Source organism: Streptomyces macrolidinus, assembly GCF_023887685.1.
Taxonomy (GTDB): Bacteria; Actinomycetota; Actinomycetes; order Streptomycetales; family Streptomycetaceae; genus Streptomyces; species Streptomyces macrolidinus.
This window is the reverse complement of the sequence record NZ_JAMWMR010000023.1, coordinates 59,495-77,483: the sequence shown is the minus strand read 5'-3', so window position 1 is coordinate 77,483 and position 17,989 is coordinate 59,495. Positions and strand designations below refer to the sequence as shown.

Genomic DNA, 17,989 nt, shown 5'->3' with positions numbered 1-17,989 from the left:
GTCGGCGTTCAGCGACCGATGAACTGCGGTCCCTGCGGCGGCAGGGTGAAGTCCGGGTCCGGTACGGGCGCCGCGGTCGGCGGGTAGCCGTAGGCCGGTGCGGTCGCCGCCGTCTGCGGGGGTGCGGGCGCGTACGCGGGAGGGCTCTGGCTCTCCGGCTGCGGGTATCCGTACGCGGGCTGGGCCGTGGCCGTCGCCGCGGGCTGCTGCGTGGGCATCGGCGGATAGCCGTACGCGGACGGCGGGTTCACCGGCTGCTCCGGCGGCAGCGGCGTCGACACCTCACGCACGACCGTCGCCGCGTCGCCCTCGGCCGACGGGGGCTCCGCGTCGTCCACCGAGATGCCGAAGTCGTTCGCGAGGCCCTTCAGCCCGTTCGAGTACCCCTCGCCGAGCGCGCGGAACTTCCAGCCCTCGCCCCGGCGGTACAGCTCCCCGCAGATCAGCGCCGTCTCGGCGCCCGTCTCCGGCCGGATGTCGAAGTACGCCAGCGGTTCCCCGTCCGGGTCGGCCGCGTCGTACAGCAGGATGCTCAGCGCCCGGACATGGTCGAAGGTGACGTCGTCCGCCGAGGCGACCAGCAGGATCCGCCCCACTTCGGCCTCGACCCCCGCCAGATCCGTCTGGATCGTGTCGGTCAGCCCCTCCGCCTCGCGCTTCTTGCCGAGCAGCCGGACCGTTCCGGACGGATGCCGGGGCTGGTTGTAGAAGACGAAGTCCTCGTCGGAGCGCACACGACCGTCGGGGCCGAGGAGCAGCGCCGAGGCGTCGACCTCCAAGGCTCCCTGACCCGGAGTCCACCGCAGCACCGCCCGCACCGCCATGGCCGTCAGCGGTACGTTCGACCCTTTCACCATCGCGTGCGTCATGCCGTCATCCTGCCCTCTCGGTCCTGGTCACGACAACGTGGGGGTGGGCGCTCCGGCACGCCGCGCGGGGCCGCACCACGCCTCCGACACGGCCCGGTCATCTGAACTTCATGCCCGACGGGAACTACCGACAGGGGGTTCCACGTACTATTACCGGCCACATATTTTCGGGCAGCCGACCAACACGGGGATCCACATGCGTCATTTCGGGCACGTCGCCCCTGAGGAGCGGCAGCGCCTGTTCCATCGGGAACCGGCCGTTTTCACCGCCGATTCCCCCACGGGCGTCCTCGCGGCGGCCCTGGGCGCGACCCTGTACAGCCCGGCCACCCGGCCGCGCCTCGCCGACGACGTGGTCAAGCAGGCGAGCCGCGGTGTCGTCTCCATGGTGCTGTGCCTGGAGGACTCCATAGGCGACGCGGACGTCACCGCCGCCGAGGAGAACCTCGTACGGCAGTTGATCGCGCTCGCCGAGACGCCGGACGCCGAACCGCCGCTGCTGTTCATCCGCGTCCGGTACCCCGAGCAGATCCCCGACCTGGTCGCCCGGCTCGGACCGGCCGTCCGGCTGCTGTCCGGATTCGTACTGCCGAAGTTCACCGAGGAGCGGGGCGTCCCGTTTCTGGAGGCACTGACGGAGGCCGAAGCGGCCTGCGGGCGGCGGCTGTTCGCCATGCCCGTCCTGGAGTCGCCCGACCTGCTCTATCTGGAGTCCCGCCGGGAGACGCTCGACGGAGTCTTCCGCGTCGTCGACAAGTACCGCGACCGTGTCCTCGCGTTGCGGCTCGGCGTCACCGACTTCTGCTCGTCCTACGGACTGCGCCGGGCGCCCGACATGACCGCGTACGACGTCCAGATCGTCGCCTCCGTGATCGCCGACGTGGTCAACGTCCTCGGCCGTGTCGACGGTACCGGGTTCACGGTGACCGGGCCCGTGTGGGAGTACTTCCGGGTCCAGGAGCGCATGTTCAAGCCCCAGTTGCGGCGCAGCCCCTTCCTGGAGGGCGAGGTCGAGGAGCTGCGCGAGTCGCTCATCGCGCACGACATGGACGGGCTGCTGCGCGAGATCGCCCTCGACCGCACCAACGGCCTGCTCGGCAAGACCTGTATCCACCCCTCGCATGTGATGCCCGTGCACGCGCTGTCGGTGGTCAGCCATGAGGAGTTCAGCGACGCGCAGGACATCCTGCGGCCCGAGCGCCTCGGCGGAGGCGTGCTGCGCTCCGCGTACACGAACAAGATGAACGAGGTGAAGCCGCACCGCGCGTGGGCCGAGCGCACCCTCCAGCGCGCCGAGGTCTTCGGCGTCGCGAACGAGGACATCGGCTTCGTGGAACTGCTGGCCGCCGGGCTGCCCCGCTGACCGCCGCGTCCGGTCACAGCCGACCGGACGTGTCCGACCGGCCGTACCAACCGGCCGCACCCGACCAGCCGTACCAACTGGCCGTAACCAACCGGTCGTAACCAACTGGCCGTGATCGACCGGCCGTTGACCAACTGGCCGTGACCGACGGTCGTGGCCGACCGGCCGTGACCGACAGGCCGTAGCCGGCCGGTCGCAATCCGACCGGTCGTACCGCCGTAGTGACAAGGAACTGATGAGGAACGTGGTCTGGTCCGGGACATGGGTCGCCGAGCGGCTCGGAGTGGAGCTGGTCGGCGACGGCACGCTGACCGAACTGCTCGGGCTCGCGCTGCGGCGCAACCCCAAGAGGGCGCATCTGCTGGTCTCCCATGTGCTCGGCAAACACGTCCCGCAGTCTCCCTCCGTGGTCTACGGCTACGGGTTCGCGCTCGGCCGCCGAGTGCGGGACCTGCTCGACGCGGAGCAGCCGTGCGCTCCAGACCGGCCGGTCGTCCTCGGGTACGCGGAGACGGCCACCGCGCTCGGCCACTCCGTCGCGGACGGCCTCGGCCACGCCCCCTACCTCCACTCCACCCGCCGCCCCGTCGAGGGCGTCGCGCGCGCGGGCGGCTTCGAGGAGTCCCACTCCCACGCGACCTCGCATCTGCTGCTCCCGCAGGACCCGGCGCTGCTCGCGGGCGACGGCCCGCTGGTCCTGGTGGACGACGAGTTCTCCACCGGCAACACGGTCCAGAACACGATCCGCGATCTGCACGCGCGCCACCCGAGGAAGCGGTACGTCGTCGTCACCCTGGTCGACCTGCGCTCGGCGGCCGACCAGGGGAGGCTTGCGGAGTTCGCGGCGGAGATCGGCGCGCGGATCGACCTGGTGGCGCTGGCCACCGGGACCGTACGCCTGCCGGAGGGCGTCCTGGAGAAGGGGCGCGAGCTGGTCGCCCGGTACGAGAGCGCCCCTCCGGAGCGCGCGGCCCACGGCACGGTCGCCCGCGTGTCGCTCGGCTGGCCCCGCGGCCTGCCCGACGGCGGACGGCACGGCTTCACCCCCGAGCACCGCGCCCGGCTGGAGGGCGCGCTGCCCGCGATGACCGCGCGGATCGCCGAGGCGCTGCCCGCAGACGCCCGGCGCGTCCTCGTCCTCGGCTTCGAGGAGCTGATGTACGCCCCGCTCCGGCTCGCACGGGAACTGGAGCAGGTGGTGACCGCCGAGGTCCGCTACTCCACGACCACGCGCTCCCCGGTCCTCGCGATCGACGACCCCGGCTACGCGATCCGCAGCCGCCTCGTCTTCCCCGCCCACGACGACCCGGCCGACGGCCCCGGCGAGCGCTACGCCTACAACGTCGCGGACGCCGGCTTCGACGCCGTCGTCGCGGTCGTGGACTCCACGGCCGACACCCCCGCCCTGCACGCCCCCGGCGGCCTGCTGGACCGGCTCGCCGCCCACACCCCGCACGTCCTGCTCGCGGTCGTCCCCAGTCACGTACCCGAGCCCCCGCACGTCCCTGAGAGTTCCGTGATGCTGCCCGAGCCCCTGCGTGGCCCCGCCTTCTCCTCCTACGCGCCCGACGAGGTCGGCTGGCTGCTCCAAGACCTCTCGGACGTCACCCTGGAGGCGCCGACGGAGGAGCGCGAGGAGGCGATCCAGAACGGCGGCGCGCACTACGCCGAGTCGCTGCCGGTGGAGTACCAGCCGAGCGAGCAGTACCAGGAGCTGTTCCACAGTGCGCTGGACGCGTCGGCCGCCCGGCTCGCCCAGGCGGTCGGCGTGGTCACCGAGACGGTCCTCGCCGAACGCTCGCCCCGGCCCGTCCTGGTCTCTCTGGCCCGCGCCGGTACCCCGGTCGGTGTCCTGATGCGCCGCTGGGCCGCGCACCGGCACGGCCTCGACCTGCCGCACTACGCGGTGTCGATCGTGCGGGGCCGCGGCATCGACGCCAACGCCCTGCGCTGGCTGGCCGATCGCCACGACCCCGCCGGTGTCGTCTTCGTCGACGGCTGGACCGGCAAGGGCGCCATCACCCGCGAACTGGCCGAAGCGATACGGAAGTTCGAGGCCACCGAGGGCATCACCGGCTTCGACCCGGAGATCGCGGTGCTCGCCGACCCGGGCTCCTGCGTACGGACGTACGGCACTCGGGAGGACTTCCTGATCCCCTCCGCCTGCCTCAACTCGACGGTCTCCGGGCTGATATCGCGCACCGTCCTGCGCGCCGACCTGGTAGGCCCGCACGACTTCCACGGCGCGAAGTTCTACCGCGAACTCGCCGGGACGGACGTGTCGGCCGCCTTCCTCGACGCCGTCTCCGCCCGCTTCGCCGAGGTCGAGGAGGCGGCCGACGTCCGGGCGAAGGAGCTGCTCGCGGCCGACCGCACCCCGACCTGGGAGGGCTGGGCGGCGGTGGAGCGCATCAGCGAGGAGTACGGCATCCATGACGTGAACCTCGTCAAGCCGGGCGTCGGCGAGACCACCCGCGTCCTGCTGCGCCGGGTGCCCTGGAAGGTCCTCGCGCGGGCCGGGGCGGGCACCGACCTCGACCATGTCCGGCTGCTGGCCGAGCAGCGCGGCGTACCGGTGGAGGAGATCGAGCAACTCCCGTACACCTGTGTGGGGTTGATCCACCCCCGGTACACACGGGGCGCGACCGGCGCCGACGGCAGGGTGGTGTCCGGATGAGCTCCGTCCTGGTGGCCAGCGATCTCGACCGCACCCTGATCTACTCCGCCGCGGCGCTCGCCCTGAGCACGCCGGATGCTCCCGCCCAGGCGGAGGGGGCGGCTCCCTCGCCCCGGCTGCGGTGCGTCGAGATGTACGAGGGCGAGCCGCTGTCCTATCTGACCGAGACCGCCGCCGAGCTGCTGACCGGCCTCGGAGAGCGGGCCGTGTTCGTACCGGCGACGACCCGTACCCGCGCGCAGTACCAGCGCATCGAACTGCCGGGTGCGGCCCCGGCGTACGCGGTCTGCGCCAACGGCGGCCATCTCCTCGTCGACGGGGTCTCCGACCCCGACTGGCACACCGGGGTGCTCGCCCGGATCGCCGACGCGTGCGCGCCGCTCGACGAGGTGCGGGCGTATCTCGCGGCCACCGCGGACCCGGCCTGGCTGCGCAGGCTGCGGGTCGCCGAGGACCTGTTCGTCTACCTGGTCGTCGAGCGCGACCTGCTGCCCGAGCGGTGGCTCGCGGACGTGACCGCGTGGGCGCAGGGCCGCGGCTGGACGGTGTCGCTCCAGGGCCGCAAGATCTACGCCGTGCCGCGCCCGCTCACCAAGAGCGCGGCCGTGCGCGAGGTGGCCCGGCGTACCGGTGCCACGCTCACCCTCGCCGCCGGGGACTCGCTGCTGGACGCGGACCTGCTGCTGGCCGCGGACCGCGGCTGGCGCCCGGGACACGGCGAACTGGCCGACACCGGCTGGACGGCCCCGCGGGTCGAGGCGCTGGCGGAGCGGGGGGTGCTGGCCGGGGAGCGGATCCTGCGGGAGTTCCTCGCGGCGGCGGGACCGGGAGCCGCGGCCTGAGGAGCGTGGGGATACGGTGGAGACGAGCGAGCGCTGTGCCCGTGCGGTGGACGGACAGCGCACAGACCGAGGAGATCGCGTGGCCAAGGGCAACGGGACACCACTGACGGACGAGTTGTACGCGTACATGCTCGGCCACAACCCGCCGCTCGACCCGGTGCAGCGGATGCTGGTCGAGGTCACCCACACGCGGTTGCCGCTGGTGGCGGGCAAGCAGGTCGCCGAGGAGCAGGGGCCGCTGCTGGCGTTCCTGGTGCGGCTGACCGGGGCGCGCCGGATCGTCGAGATCGGGACCTTCACGGGGCTGTCGGCGCTGTCCATGGCGCAGGCGCTGCCGTCCGACGGGACGCTGCTGACCTGCGACGTCTCCGAGGAGTGGACCGGGTACGCGCGCGAGGCCTGGGCGAAGGCCGGGGTGGCCGACCGGATCGAGCTGCGGATCGCGCCCGCCCTGCGGACCCTGCGGGAGCTTCCGGCCGAGCCGCACATCGACCTGGCGTTCATCGACGCGGACAAGGACAACTACGTCGCCTACTGGGACGAGTTGGTGCCGCGGATGCGTCCCGGAGGTCTGCTCGTGGTCGACAACGTCTTCTACCACGGCGAGGTGACCGACCCGGACGCGTCCGGGATGGGAGCCGCGATCAAGGACTTCAACGCGCATGTGAAGGCGGACGACCGGGTGGACAGCGTGATGCTGTCGGTGGCGGACGGGCTGACCCTGGCGCGTCGGCGCTGAGCCGGGCCGGGCTCAGCCGCAGCAGCCCCCGCCGCAGCAACCGCCGCCGCCGCCTCCGCCCGCCTGCGGGGCCGGCGCCGCGGCGCTCGCGGTGCCGCCCACGGCGACGGTCGACAGAAGCTTGACCGTGTCGTCATGGCCCGCGGGGCAGGACGCGGGGGCGGCGGACTCCGCCATGGGGCGGCTGAGTTCGAACGTGTCGCCGCAGGTGCGGCAGCGGTATTCATAGCGAGGCATGTGCACAGGTTAAGGGGAGGGCCCGGTGAAGCACAGGCGATGCGCGCACCCGCGCCTGCCGGCACCACCCGCGCCGCCTTGTCAGGCCCCCCTCAAATTGCTCCATGTTGTCGCGTTCTGGTCGCTTCCTGAGCGAAGAGATCACAATGGGCGCTGATAATTTATGAGTGCAGCCGCGACAAGCCGAAAGGCCGGGGAGGGGGGCTTGCAACCGTATCTGCGGTCGCTGCATCTACCCACGCGCGCAGTCCGAGTGCGGAGGGAAGACGCAGGCGTGATCGAGCCAGTACACCGAATAACCGACCGGTGTTCTCCGGGCAGCCCGAACACCGGAGTCCACCGTGGCTAGCGGAGGCCGCAGGCGGCCCAAGGAGACGCCGAAGTGGCCCCGGATGAACCGCGCGAAGGGCGACGCGACCGCCGACGCGACCGCTGACGCGCAGCACGACGCTGCGGCCGAGCGGCCCCTGCGGGACGACCTCACCATGCAGTTGAAGCTCCCGGAGCCGCAGGAGCCGGACGCCACCATGCAGTTGCGCGCGGCCGTACCGGAGGTTTCCGGCCAACGCACCTCGCGTCGTAAGCCCGTACCGCCCTCCGCGTTCGCGCGCGCCACCGCCCGATTCGCCCCGTACGCCCGGAAGTTGCGGCCCGTCTATCCGCGACCCGGCCGCATCGGCTGGCGGCGCTGGATGCCCTCCTGGCGCCAGTGGCTCGGCGCCGTACTGACATCCCTCGGTCTCGGTGGCGCGTTCCTGGCCGTCGCCTACGCCATGACGGACATACCCGAGAACCTGAACTCGTACGCGACCCAGCAGGACAACGTCTACTTCTGGTCCGACGGCACGCCCATGGCCCGCACCGGCTGGGTGCAGCGGCAGGCGATGCCCCTGAAGGACATTCCCCAGCAGGTCCGTTGGGCCGTACTGGCGGCGGAGAACGAGAGCTTCTACTCCGACCCCGGCATCTCCATGAAGGGCATCACCCGCGCCCTGTGGCGCACGGCGGGCGAAGGGGACACCCAGGGCGGCTCCACCATCACCCAGCAGTACGTCAAGAACGTCTACCTGGGCCAGGAGAAGACGTTCAGCCGCAAGTTCACCGAGGCGATGATCGCCCTCAAGCTCGACAACAAGATGCCCAAGGACAAGATCCTCGAGGGCTATCTCAACACGAGCTGGTTCGGCCGCGGCACCTACGGCATCCAGCGCGCCGCCCAGGCCTACTACGGCAAGGACGTCAGCCAACTCGACGTCAGCGAGGCCGCGTTCCTCGCCTCCCTGCTCAAGGGCGCCGGGCTCTACGACCCCACCCTCAGTGCCGCCAACCACCAGCGTGCCGTCGAGCGCTGGGAGTGGATCCTCGACCGCATGGTCAAGACAGGCAAGCTCTCGCCGAAGGAGCGGGCCAAGTACACGTCGTTCCCCGACCCGCTGAAGTCCAACCCGCTGCACGAGACCGGACAGCAGAGCGACTACCTGGTGGAACTGGCCTCGAAGTACGCCAAGACCGCGGCCCGTCTCTCGGACAAGAAGTTCGACCTGGGCGGCTACCAGATCTACACGACCTTCGACCGCAAGCGGGAGGACGCGCTCACCGAGGCCGTGACCAAGGCCCGTGAGCAGGCCAGGAAGGACCACCCCGGCCCGGCGAAGACCGCCCACTACGGCGCCGCCTCCGTCGCCGCGGACGGCCGTATCCTCGCCGTCTACGGCGGCCCGGACCATCGCAAGCAGGGCTTCAACGAGTCCAACGCGTCCACCGTTCCGGCCGGTTCGGCGTTCCAGCCGTTCGTCTACGCCGCCGGTCTCGAACACGGCGTCCACCGGACCAGGAACGGGCCCGCGACCCCGGTCTCCCCGAAGTCGGTCTACGACGGCGACGACGCCGTCCCCGTCACCACACCCGAGGGCCCGTACTGGGACCGCAGCGGCAAGAAGGTCGCCGCCCACAACGACGGCGGCAAGTCCTACGGGAAGATCACCCTCCACCAGGCGCTCGTCCAGTCCGTGAACACGCCGTTCATGCAACTCGGCATGGACACCGGCCTGCCCACGCTGCGCGCGACGGCACAGGCGGCCGGGCTGCTCCCGTCCAGCATGGGGCCGCAGGTGCCCGCGATGTCCCAGGGCAGCGCCACGCCCAGCGCGATCCGCATGGCGAGCGGATACGCGACGTTCGCCGCGGACGGGACGCACACCGAGCCGTACTCGGTGCGGCGCATCACCCGCAACGGCTCCCCGGTCGCCCTGAAGGCGGCGGAGACCCGACGGGCGGTCGGCGTCACGACGGCCCGCCAGGTCACCGAGGCGCTCACGGAGTCCTTCCGCACCGCCCACCCCGACGCGGCCCCCGGTACCGCGCGGGTGGCCGGGAAGGCCGGCACCACGCACAACGACACCGCCTCCTGGTACGTGGGCACGGCCAAGGACGTGTCGACCGCCGTCGCCGTCTACCGCATGGACCTCTCCAAGAGCCTCGAACCACAGCCGCTCAAGGGCGTCGCCGGCACCTCCGCGGGCGCTGTGCCCTACGACATCTGGTCGAGCGCCATGAGCCCGCTCGGCTGACGCCGGGCGCCGAACCACCGCACGCACCCACCCCCCCTCATTCCGGAACGAGCCGCCCATGACCGCAAGAACCGGCCGTCGCCGCCGCGCCCGCTCTTCCCGCACCACCCGCCTCAGCAGCAGGCAGGGCTTCATCACCCTGGGGGCCCTCCTCGTCGTCGCCTCCCTGACCGCGGTCTTCCTCGCCCTGCGGCCATCGGACAGCACCACCCCGGTCGCCGCCTCCGACACGGGCGCGAACAAGGCCAAGGGCCCGGCCGCCAAGGCGTCCAAGGAGCCCGAGTGGGACGGCAAGGTCAAGGTCCTCGGGGACGGCTCCACCTCGTACACCGGCCCGCAGAAGGGGCAGTTGAAGCCCAAGCCGCTCAAGCCCGGTGAGAAGCCGCCCCAGTTCGTCGTCTTCTCCTGGGACGGCGCCCTGGAGGGCGACGACCACCTCTTCTCGCACTACCGTGAACTCGCCCAGCAGTACAACTCCCATATGACCTTCTTCCTCACCGGCATCTACCTGCTGCCGAAGAGCAAGAAGGACCTCTACCACCCGCCGATGCACTCGGTGGGCGCCGCCGCGATCAGCTACCCCACCGACGAACACATCCGCACCACGCTGGAGCAACTGGGCAAGGCGTACACCGACGGCAACGAGATCGGCACCCACTTCAACGGCCACTTCTGCGACGCCAAGGGCGGCGGCGACTGGAGCGTGAAGGAGTGGAAGAGCGAGATCGACCAGTTCTATTCCTTCGCGGAGAAGTGGAAGACCAACACCGGCTTCACGGACATCGACCCGCTGCCCTTCGACTTCAAGAAGGCGGTCGTCGGCGGGCGCGCCCCCTGCCTGGAGGGCCAGCAGAACCTGCTGCAGGCCGCCAAGAGTTACGGCTGGCGCTACGACGCCAGCTCCACGGGTGACTTCCAGATATGGCCGACGAAGAAGAACGGCATCTGGGACTTTCCCCTGCAGATGCTCCCGTACGAGGGCGGCAAGTACCAGGGCCTGTCCATGGACTTCAACTTCCTCTACAACCAGTCCGACGGCGAGACCGACGGCGACCCGTCGAAGTACGCGCAGTGGCAGCAGGAGACCGTCGACACCTACGAGGCCGGGTTCAACCGGGTCTACTACGGCAGCCGGGCGCCCCTGTTCATCGGCAACCACTTCGAGGACTGGAACGGCGGTATCTACATGAAGGCCGTCGACCAGATGGTGAAGGACGTGTGCGGCAAGAAGGACGTCAAGTGCGTGTCCTTCAAGGAGTTGGCCGACTGGCTCGACGTGCAGAAGCCCGAGACCCTGGAGCGGCTGCGCACCCTGGACCCCGCGCAGTCCCCGGACTGGTCGACCGTCGTCAAGTGACGCGGAGCGGAGCGAAGTATATCCGACGCTCCGTCAAGTACCGTGCCCGGCCCCCCATTTCAAAGGAGGAAGACGCGCCGTGGAAGGATGCCAGACCCCGGTATCGGAGCACCGGCGTAGAGGGGAACATCATTGAAATCACGGAAATTGAGCCGTAAGCGGCGTCGCGTCACCATAGCCACGGCAGCCGCCGCGTCGGTCGTCGCCGGCGCGGCACTGCTGCCCAACTGGAGCGCGGGAGCGGCCGTCGTCGACGATCCCACCGTGGACGCGGCGACCAAGGCCACCTTCCAGAAGCTGGCCGACGCCGTCTTCACCGACCGTACGAACGCCCTGGTGGACGACGGCAAGGGTGACCGGAGGCACGGACGGCACCCGTTGACGTCCGGGTTCTCCGGCAAGGTGCGGATGTCCGGCACGCAGTCGCGTCACGAGGACTCCGCGCTCTCCGAGCTGCGCAGCCGCAAGTCCCGCCTGCAGAAGCTGGGCGAGAGGTACAGCGCGGCCACGACGAGCGTCACGCTGAACGCCACCCGGGTCAAGGGCCGCAACGCCAAGGTCGACGTCACGGAGACGACGACGCTGACGTACGAGAAGGTCAAGGGCACCGAGCCGAAGAACACCGGCTTCCAGGCCCACCACGAGCTGACCTTCAAGGCCGACCGGCAGGGCAACTGGCAGCTCACCGGCATCCGCGACACCGACGACGGCTACCTCGCGGTGAACCAGCCGGCCGAGCCGCCGGCCGCGACCCCGCCGCAGACCGGCGACGACGACAGCCCGCCCGACGCGACGCGCTCGGCCACCACCCAGCCCGCGCCGGCCGACCCGAAGAACTTCTCCGCGAGCGGCTACGACTACAAGGCCATGGCCGCGTACGCGCAGAAGTACTGGAACAACTACAACGCGGAGTACCCCGACTTCAGCGGGCACGGGGCCGGCGGTGACTGCACCAACTTCGTCAGCCAGGCCCTGAAGGCGGGCGGCTGGGCGCACGTCCCCGGCTACACGTACGACTGGCACAAGTGGTTCGGCAACTCCGAGCTGCAGTCGGACTCGTTCGTCGGCGTCAACGAGTTCTCGTGGTTCGCCCTGTCCTCGAAGCGGGTCACCAGCCTCGCCAACGTCTACCAGATGGACGTGGGCGACGTGCTGCAGATGGACTTCGACAAGGACGGGTCCAAGGACCACTCCATGATCGTCACCTCCCGCAGCGCGCAGGGAGTGCCGTATCTGACGTACCACTCCACCAACACCTACAACAGGTCGGTGGCGAGCATCATCGCGTCGTACCCGACCGCGGCGTACTACGCCTACCGCACCTGAGCGGACCCTTCGGAGCGGGGACCGGGCTTCAGTGTCCGGCTCCCCGCTCCTCCCTGATTCCGGTGACCACGCGCGCGACGGTCTCCCGCACCGCCTCCGTCTCGGTCAGGAAGTGCCAGTAGTCCGGGTGGCGGCCCTCCAGCGTGGCGATCGCACGGTCGAGCCGGGCCACGGAGTCGTCCAGCGGGCGGGCGTGGCGCGGATCGGGAGCCGTACGCCCCGTCATGGCCAGCCGCTGCGCGTCCCGGATCGCGAACCGCGTCCGCTCGATCTCCGCCTGCGGATCCTTCTGCACGGCGTTGAGCCGCCGCAGCCGGTCACCGGCCGCGGACACCGCCTCGTCCGTGGTGTTCAGCAGCGCCCGCGCCGTGGACAGCAGCGAGGTCGCGTCCGGCCAGCGCTGGGCGTCGCGCGCGGCCCGCGCCTGCGTCAGCTTCAGCTCGGCCTGCGCCACCGCCTCGGCGGCCCGCTCCGGCACGTGCTGCAGGTCCTGCCAGCAGGCGGCCGAGAACCGGCGCCGCAGCTCGCTCAGGACGGGCTCCACCTGACCGGCGCGGGTGGTGAGCGCCTGCGCGCGCGTCCGCAGGGACACCAGCCGGTTGTCGATCTCCGCGGCCCGCTCGGGCAGCCGCGCCGCCTCCGCGCGCACGGCCTCGGCCTCCCGCGCGACCCGCTCGGCGCGCTCCAGGGTCTGCGGTACGCCGTACTGTCCCGCGCCCTGGTTGAGCTTGGTCAGCTCGGGGGCCAGGGCGGCCAGCCGCGCGGCGAGGTCGTCGGCCGTGAGCCCGGCCCCCCGCGCGTGGTCCAGGGCGTTGCTGGCGGCGAGCAGGGCCTGGCGGGCCCGCACCACGGCCGGGGCGAGCCGGGCGAGCTGGGTCTCGGCCTTGCCGAGCAGCGGCCCGAGCCCCTCGGCGTAACGATCCAACTCACGCTTCACACGGACGAGTTCGTCCTGTGCGGCGGTGAGTTCGGCGCGGGCGCGGGAGGCCGCGGACGCTTCGAGGTCGACCCGGTCGAGGTCGTGCGCGTCCACGGCCTGGATGTACTGGTGGCTGACCTCGTCTATGCGCTGCCCGAGCGCCTCGAAGTCGGCGATCGCGCGGCGTGCGGCCGGGGAGTCGTCGACGGCGGTGATCGTCTCGATCGAGATCCGGAGATCGCGCTGGGCCGTGTCCAGCTCGTAGAACGCCGCCGCGGCGGAGTCCTTCGCGGCCTGCGCCTGCGCGCGCTGTCCCTCGGCCCGCCCCCCGAACCACCGCCGTGTCCCGCCCGAGGCGAAGACCGCGGGGAGGAGAAGGACGGCGAGCGCCGGGAGGGCGAGCAGGGCGAGGCTGTCGCGGACGGGGGTCGACGGGGGACGGTGACGGTCCGCGCATGGCGCAAGCGGTGGGTACGACTGCGGTGGTGTCGCCGTCACTTCCCTCTCCCGTGGTCGTTCGCCCTGCCGGGTTCATTCTCCCACCGGTAGAGGACGAACACACGGGGTGGTCGGTTCAGCGATGTGACCGGCCTGTATGCCCCAGCCCCGTACGCCTAGTCCGCGGTCCGCACGTTGATCGACCCGTTGCTCGTCCGCGCCCGCACCGCATGGGAACTGTGCGCGTCGCGGGGGACGGACACATGGACCGAGCCGTTGTGGCTGTCGGTGGTCACGCGGTAGCCGGTCCGGGGCACCGTGATCGACACCGACCCGTTGCGGCTGGCCGCCTCCACCAGTTCGGGCGCGGCGGCGAGTTCGAGGTGGACCGGGCCGTTGTGCGTCTCGGCGTGCACGCGCCGCGAGCCCACGCCCGTCGCGCGGACCGAGCCGTTGTTGCTCTTCAGCGTCAGCGCCCCGGTGGAATCGGTCACCCGCACCGAGCCGTTGCTCGTACGGATGCTCAGCTCGCCCTTGATGCCTTGCGCCCGCACGCTCCCGTTGTGGTCCTCGACCGTGACGCCGATCCCGCGCGGCACCTCGATCCGGTGCCGGGCGGAGCAGTCCGCGATCAGCCCCGCGCACTTCACCCGCAGCACGAGCCGGTCGCCCCGCACGGACCAGGTCGCCCGGGGGTCCTTGCCGATCAGGGCCGTGCCGTGGAACCACCGCGTGACCTTCACCTGGTCGCCCTCGGCCGGGACGATCTCCAGAGCCGAGGAGTCGGAGTCGACCGTGAGGGTACGGCCGTGCACGGCGAAGGCCCGGTGATCCGGATGCTTGTCGTCGGCCGCGCTCCCGCACGCGGCGGTGGTGGCGAGAAGCACCCCGACAACGCCGGTCGCGGCGACGACCCGGCCACCCCGCGCCCGCCGAGTACGTCCACTTCGCGCCGCCGTACGAGCCATGTCGTTTCCCCCAAGAGAGCTGATCACCCTGCCGAACCCTGCCCTTCGACCGTAGAGACCGGGGTCCAGGCAGAGAATCCGGCCCGCTCCCGGACCCGGGGTGGGGATAACCCCCGCTCCGGGAGCGGACCGGGGCCGGGTTTGCATGACACACACCCGAGCCATGTAGTCTGTCGACTCATCCTGGGCGCGTAGCTCAGCGGTAGAGCGCCGCCCTTACAAGGCGGATGTCGGCGGTTCGAAACCGTCCGCGCCCACCAGTCCCAGGACGAGAACAAGGCCCAGGTCAGCGGGTGGTTACCCGAAAATCTGGGCCTTGATCGTTCCCGGCCGTTCAATCTGGTGGTCACGGCCGTTCACGAGATGCTGGTAGATCAGCGCGGCCCGCACCGACGAGTGCCCCATGCGGTGCATCAGCTCACGCGTGGTGGCGCCGCCGGTCGCGGCGAGGGCGGTGGTCGACCATTTCGCAAAGCTTGAAACCCCTGTCCGAGGTCTTGGGGCGCCTGGGCGTCTCGGGGACCTCGGACCGGAGTACCGCGGAGGTACTACTTGGTGACCTCGATGGTGGCCTGAGCGGTCGCGGCGGTGTGCCGGTCATCGCCCAAGTAGCGGACGGTGTAGGTGACCTGGCCGACCTCGCGCGGCCGGTCGGTGAACTGGAAGCTCCCGTCCGCCGCGACGGCGGCGCCGCCGATGGACACGCCGCCCGGCGACTTGGCGTCGGTGCGCGTCACCTCGACGGTGGTACCGCTCGCGAACGGGTCGTTGGCGCTGAGGGTGCCCGTGACGGTCAGCTCCTTGGCCTTGACGGCCGTCGACGGTGCCTGAAGGGTGAGGGAACTCTCCGCCTTGCCCGCGTCGACCAGCACATGCAGGGTCGGATGGGCGCCGAGGTAGTCGCCGGTCACAGAGAAGAGCCGGTTGTCGTCCGGTGCCCAGGCAAGTCCGGCGGGAAACTGGCGGCCCGGGGAGTAGGTGCGCAGCGAGGTGCTGGCGCCGGAGCGGAAGACGTACATCAGGGAACCGTTCCCACCTGCCGCAACCGTGCCGCCGGCGGCGATGGCCACCCCATTGGGGTAGGAGTCGGTGGGGTAGCTGCCCTTCACCGACAGGTCGGTGGCGCTGAGGACCTGGTGGCGGTAGGGGGAGCCGAACGCCGCGACGATGTCCTGGCCGTCGGGCGTCACGGCGAAATCACTCAGGTCGGACAGGACCGGGCTGTCGTAGAACGTGCGCTTCACCTGCTGCTGCAGACCGCTTGAACCCACCTCGTAGATCGCGAGGGTGGCCGGGCTGAGATCCTGCTGACCCGCCACCAACACGTTCGGGTCGGCCGGCGAGGAAGCGAGCGTCGGCGCGTAGTACCAGCCGGTGGACTGGCCCAGCGTGACGACCGGGTCGGCTCCGGAGAGCTCGAGCGAGCCGATCCCCCCGCGGCCGTCAGCCGCATAGCCAAACCAGATCTTTCCGCCCGCCAGCGCCAGGCTCCGGGGCGATGTGCCCGCGCCCGTCTGGTAGCGGTCGGTCTCCGCCAGCGTCCTGGTGTCGATCTCGGATATGGCGTCGGCGGACGGGAGCGCGACGTACACCGTGCTGGAGTCCGCCGATACGGCGAGTCCTGCGGCTCCGTTCTCCGAGGTGATCTGCTTCACGACCTGGCCCGCGTAGTCGGTGACGACGACGCTGCTGCCGTCCGGGTCGCTGATGAAGACGTGGTCGTGAACGTCGTCGACCACGATGTCCCGGTACGAGGTACTGGGAAGTGCGATGCTGCTGTCCGCGGCGGCCGGGACAGCCGTGCCGCCGATCAGTGCGGCGGAGCCGAACACGGCCGCCAGTGCTGTCTGCGCTATGAGGCTTCGAGTGCGCAAGTCTGCTGCCCTTTCGTGCAGATGGAAATGACCAGTGATAACTGGTCAACGCACGGACCGTACGGCATGCCTCTGACAACGCCGTTTCACAGAACGGGAGTTGTCCGAGGTCTCCGGCTACAGACGGCTGCAACAGCCGAGGATGTTGCAGCCCGTCGGCGAAGCCGACCCTTGAAGGTCGCAGGCGCCGACGACGACTGCCCTTCCTCCCAAGCTGAGAGCTCCCGCCATCGTCATGGGCCGGCCGTCGCGGCTCGCACTGGTCGACGACGGGGAAAGCGTGGCCGGGGCCGGTGAGGGTGCAGCGAGCACGCGCGCCTGGTCGGTCGGCGCACCCGCGGTCGTGGCTGACTGCGGGTGGACACCCGAAGGCCTGGGCCTTGATCACGCCCGCCCCCGCTGATGCGTTGATGCCGGGATCCGGAAAGCCGAGGGTGGGGACGGCTGCAGGGATGTGGCATTGAAGGGTGGTCCGGCAGCGCGGAGACTGTGCGTCAGCCGGGGTGGGGCGGGGTGGGACACGGCGCGCCGGCGGGAGGGCGGTGGGCAGGGCGTGAGGGGGAATCCGTATGCGGCATCGGCCGTTCTTCCGCTGGGTAGTGACGCTCGGCGTGGTGCTGGTGGCTTGGTCGGCCGCCCTCTACGCACTGACGCCTGGCTATCCCGACGCGCAACAGATCGACCTCACCGTGATCGACGAGAAGCCCGACGGCACGTGCACCGTTCGCTGGACGGACCCCTTCGACGGCAACGGGCGTCGGCGGGAGGCCGCGTACCACTGCGACCCTGACCGCTCGCAGCTCCTCAAGGCGCCGTACTACGACGAGGAGAACGGGTACGGCTGGGAGACCGGTTTCGTCATCGCCGAAGGCCCGGACAAGGGCGAGTTGGAGCCGTCCTCGCTGGACGGGGACACCGAGGACGCCGGGGACAACCCTTATGCCCTGTCCGATGCCCTTGGTGTCATCGGGCTGCTCCTGACCGCCATCGGTCTGGTCGGCGGGAACGTCCGCGCCACCGCCCGGGTCTACGGGGTGCGCCCGCGGTCCGTGGCCCGCGCCCGGAAGCTGTACGAGGCCGCGGATCTGGTGACGAGGGACTACGCGCGCGTCGTCGCCGTCGTACAGGAGGCGTGGACCGCTGTGCGCCGAGAACAGATCGACACGGAACTGGCCCGGACACCGCTCACTCGACTCCGCTGGAAGGGCGCGGGTCGCCGCGCGGCGCGGGATGTGGAGGCGGCAGGCGTCCGGACGGTCGGTGACGTACTCGACGCCGGGGTACTGGGGTTGGGGCACCGGGGTGTGGAACGCCCCACCGCCGAGCGGGTGTTCGCCGCTGCCCGCAGTGTCCTGAAGGACATCGAGGCCACGGCGCCGGTGCGAATCGATCCCGACGACCACGGGCCGCAGACCATCGCCCTGCTCACCGGGCTGCGGGTGCTCATCGAGGCGGGCCCCGAGGCCCGCCGGGCCGCGACGGGCGGCAAGGTACTCGCCGGGAAGCTGGAGCCGCTTCTCGCCGCCGCCGAACCCGCCGCCGGATACCGCTCCATGCTGCGTGCGGGCCCGGAGCTTCGCGCTGTCTCCCGTGCCGCCGTCATCGAGCTGCGCGCCCTGCTGGCCGAGGCCGAGCAGAGGGAGGCGCGCCAGAGGTTCGCACAGGCATCTGTCGACCTGCTGCGCATGCCGGACGACATGGCGGCCGGCCTGGCCGCGCGCACGGACTTCGAGAGCCGTACCTCGCAGTACTACGCGCTCCTCGCGACACTCGTGACCGAGGACGGGACCTCTGTGGTGCGGAGCTGAGT

The 17,989-nt window shown here is 70.9% G+C and carries 13 protein-coding genes and 1 tRNA gene; 9 read left to right on the top strand and 5 right to left on the bottom strand.

Annotated elements, in window-relative coordinates; all coding sequences use genetic code 11:
- Nucleotides 1-8: 8 nt before the first annotated feature.
- The gene (locus NGF19_RS23020; RefSeq protein ID WP_252427081.1) at nt 9-869 is read right to left on the bottom strand and encodes a TerD family protein; all 861 of its coding nucleotides are present in this window, start codon (nt 867-869) and stop codon (nt 9-11) included.
- 196 nt (nt 870-1,065) lie between these two features.
- On the opposite strand from NGF19_RS23020, the gene NGF19_RS23015 reads away from it, so the two are divergent.
- From NGF19_RS23015 to NGF19_RS23000, 4 genes are all read left to right on the top strand, one after another.
- Nucleotides 1,066-2,232 (top strand): HpcH/HpaI aldolase/citrate lyase family protein, encoded by a 1,167-nt coding sequence (locus NGF19_RS23015; RefSeq protein ID WP_252427079.1) that lies wholly within the window; start codon nt 1,066-1,068, stop codon nt 2,230-2,232.
- 235 nt (nt 2,233-2,467) lie between these two features.
- Complete coding sequence (locus NGF19_RS23010; RefSeq protein WP_252427077.1) at nt 2,468-4,909, top strand: phosphoribosyltransferase; 2,442 nt, start codon at nt 2,468-2,470, stop codon at nt 4,907-4,909.
- Nucleotides 4,906-5,751: an HAD family hydrolase gene (locus NGF19_RS23005; protein WP_252427075.1), complete on the top strand. Its 846-nt coding sequence runs from the start codon at nt 4,906-4,908 to the stop codon at nt 5,749-5,751. The genes NGF19_RS23010 and NGF19_RS23005 overlap by 4 nt, the downstream gene beginning before the upstream one ends.
- 79 nt (nt 5,752-5,830) lie before the next feature.
- On the top strand, nt 5,831-6,490 hold the full coding sequence (locus tag NGF19_RS23000; protein ID WP_252427074.1) for an O-methyltransferase: 660 nt from the start codon (nt 5,831-5,833) through the stop codon (nt 6,488-6,490).
- A gap of 12 nt (nt 6,491-6,502) precedes the next feature.
- On the opposite strand, the gene NGF19_RS22995 is transcribed toward NGF19_RS23000, so the two are convergent.
- On the bottom strand, nt 6,503-6,727 hold the full coding sequence (locus NGF19_RS22995) for an FmdB family zinc ribbon protein (protein ID WP_252427073.1): 225 nt from the start codon (nt 6,725-6,727) through the stop codon (nt 6,503-6,505).
- A 485-nt stretch (nt 6,728-7,212) separates the two neighbouring features.
- Here NGF19_RS22995 and NGF19_RS22990 point away from each other — a divergent pair, with 485 nt between their 5' ends.
- The 3 genes from NGF19_RS22990 (at nt 7,213) to NGF19_RS22980 (ending at nt 11,980) form a co-directional block, all read left to right on the top strand.
- Nucleotides 7,213-9,297 carry a transglycosylase domain-containing protein gene (locus tag NGF19_RS22990; RefSeq protein ID WP_252427139.1) on the top strand — a complete coding sequence of 695 codons (2,085 nt, stop codon included), beginning with the start codon at nt 7,213-7,215 and terminating at the stop codon, nt 9,295-9,297.
- Between the two features lie 58 nt (nt 9,298-9,355).
- The gene (locus NGF19_RS22985; RefSeq protein WP_252427072.1) at nt 9,356-10,654 is read left to right on the top strand and encodes a polysaccharide deacetylase family protein; all 1,299 of its coding nucleotides are present in this window, start codon (nt 9,356-9,358) and stop codon (nt 10,652-10,654) included.
- A gap of 174 nt (nt 10,655-10,828) precedes the next feature.
- On the top strand, nt 10,829-11,980 hold the full coding sequence (locus NGF19_RS22980; RefSeq protein WP_252427137.1) for an amidase domain-containing protein: 1,152 nt from the start codon (nt 10,829-10,831) through the stop codon (nt 11,978-11,980).
- A gap of 28 nt (nt 11,981-12,008) precedes the next feature.
- Here NGF19_RS22980 and NGF19_RS22975 read toward each other — a convergent pair whose 3' ends face one another.
- A complete protein-coding gene (locus NGF19_RS22975) occupies nt 12,009-13,397 on the bottom strand; it encodes a hypothetical protein (RefSeq protein WP_252427071.1) in 1,389 nt (462 codons plus the stop codon).
- Between the two features lie 116 nt (nt 13,398-13,513).
- Nucleotides 13,514-14,224, bottom strand: a complete 711-nt coding sequence (locus tag NGF19_RS22970) for a DUF4097 family beta strand repeat-containing protein (RefSeq protein WP_308288518.1) — start codon at nt 14,222-14,224, stop codon at nt 13,514-13,516.
- A gap of 266 nt (nt 14,225-14,490) precedes the next feature.
- On the opposite strand from NGF19_RS22970, the gene NGF19_RS22965 reads away from it, so the two are divergent.
- Nucleotides 14,491-14,565: transfer RNA gene (locus NGF19_RS22965), tRNA-Val, on the top strand.
- Between the two features lie 288 nt (nt 14,566-14,853).
- Here NGF19_RS22965 and NGF19_RS22960 read toward each other — a convergent pair.
- Nucleotides 14,854-16,179 carry a YncE family protein gene (locus NGF19_RS22960; protein WP_252427068.1) on the bottom strand — a complete coding sequence of 442 codons (1,326 nt, stop codon included), beginning with the start codon at nt 16,177-16,179 and terminating at the stop codon, nt 14,854-14,856.
- Between the two features lie 569 nt (nt 16,180-16,748).
- Here NGF19_RS22960 and NGF19_RS22955 point away from each other — a divergent pair.
- A complete protein-coding gene (locus tag NGF19_RS22955) occupies nt 16,749-17,987 on the top strand; it encodes a hypothetical protein (RefSeq protein WP_252427067.1) in 1,239 nt (412 codons plus the stop codon).
- Nucleotides 17,988-17,989: the final 2 nt, after the last annotated feature.

Coding starts and splice junctions, on each gene's coding strand:
- NGF19_RS23020 (WP_252427081.1), bottom strand. CDS start 869: ATGACGCACGCGATGGTGAAAGGGTCGAACGTACCGCTGACGGCCATG.
- NGF19_RS23015 (WP_252427079.1), top strand. CDS start 1,066: ATGCGTCATTTCGGGCACGTCGCCCCTGAGGAGCGGCAGCGCCTGTTC.
- NGF19_RS23010 (WP_252427077.1), top strand. CDS start 2,468: ATGAGGAACGTGGTCTGGTCCGGGACATGGGTCGCCGAGCGGCTCGGA.
- NGF19_RS23005 (WP_252427075.1), top strand. CDS start 4,906: ATGAGCTCCGTCCTGGTGGCCAGCGATCTCGACCGCACCCTGATCTAC.
- NGF19_RS22995 (WP_252427073.1), bottom strand. CDS start 6,727: ATGCCTCGCTATGAATACCGCTGCCGCACCTGCGGCGACACGTTCGAA.
- NGF19_RS22990 (WP_252427139.1), top strand. CDS start 7,213: ATGCAGTTGAAGCTCCCGGAGCCGCAGGAGCCGGACGCCACCATGCAG.
- NGF19_RS22985 (WP_252427072.1), top strand. CDS start 9,356: ATGACCGCAAGAACCGGCCGTCGCCGCCGCGCCCGCTCTTCCCGCACC.
- NGF19_RS22955 (WP_252427067.1), top strand. CDS start 16,749: ATGCGGCATCGGCCGTTCTTCCGCTGGGTAGTGACGCTCGGCGTGGTG.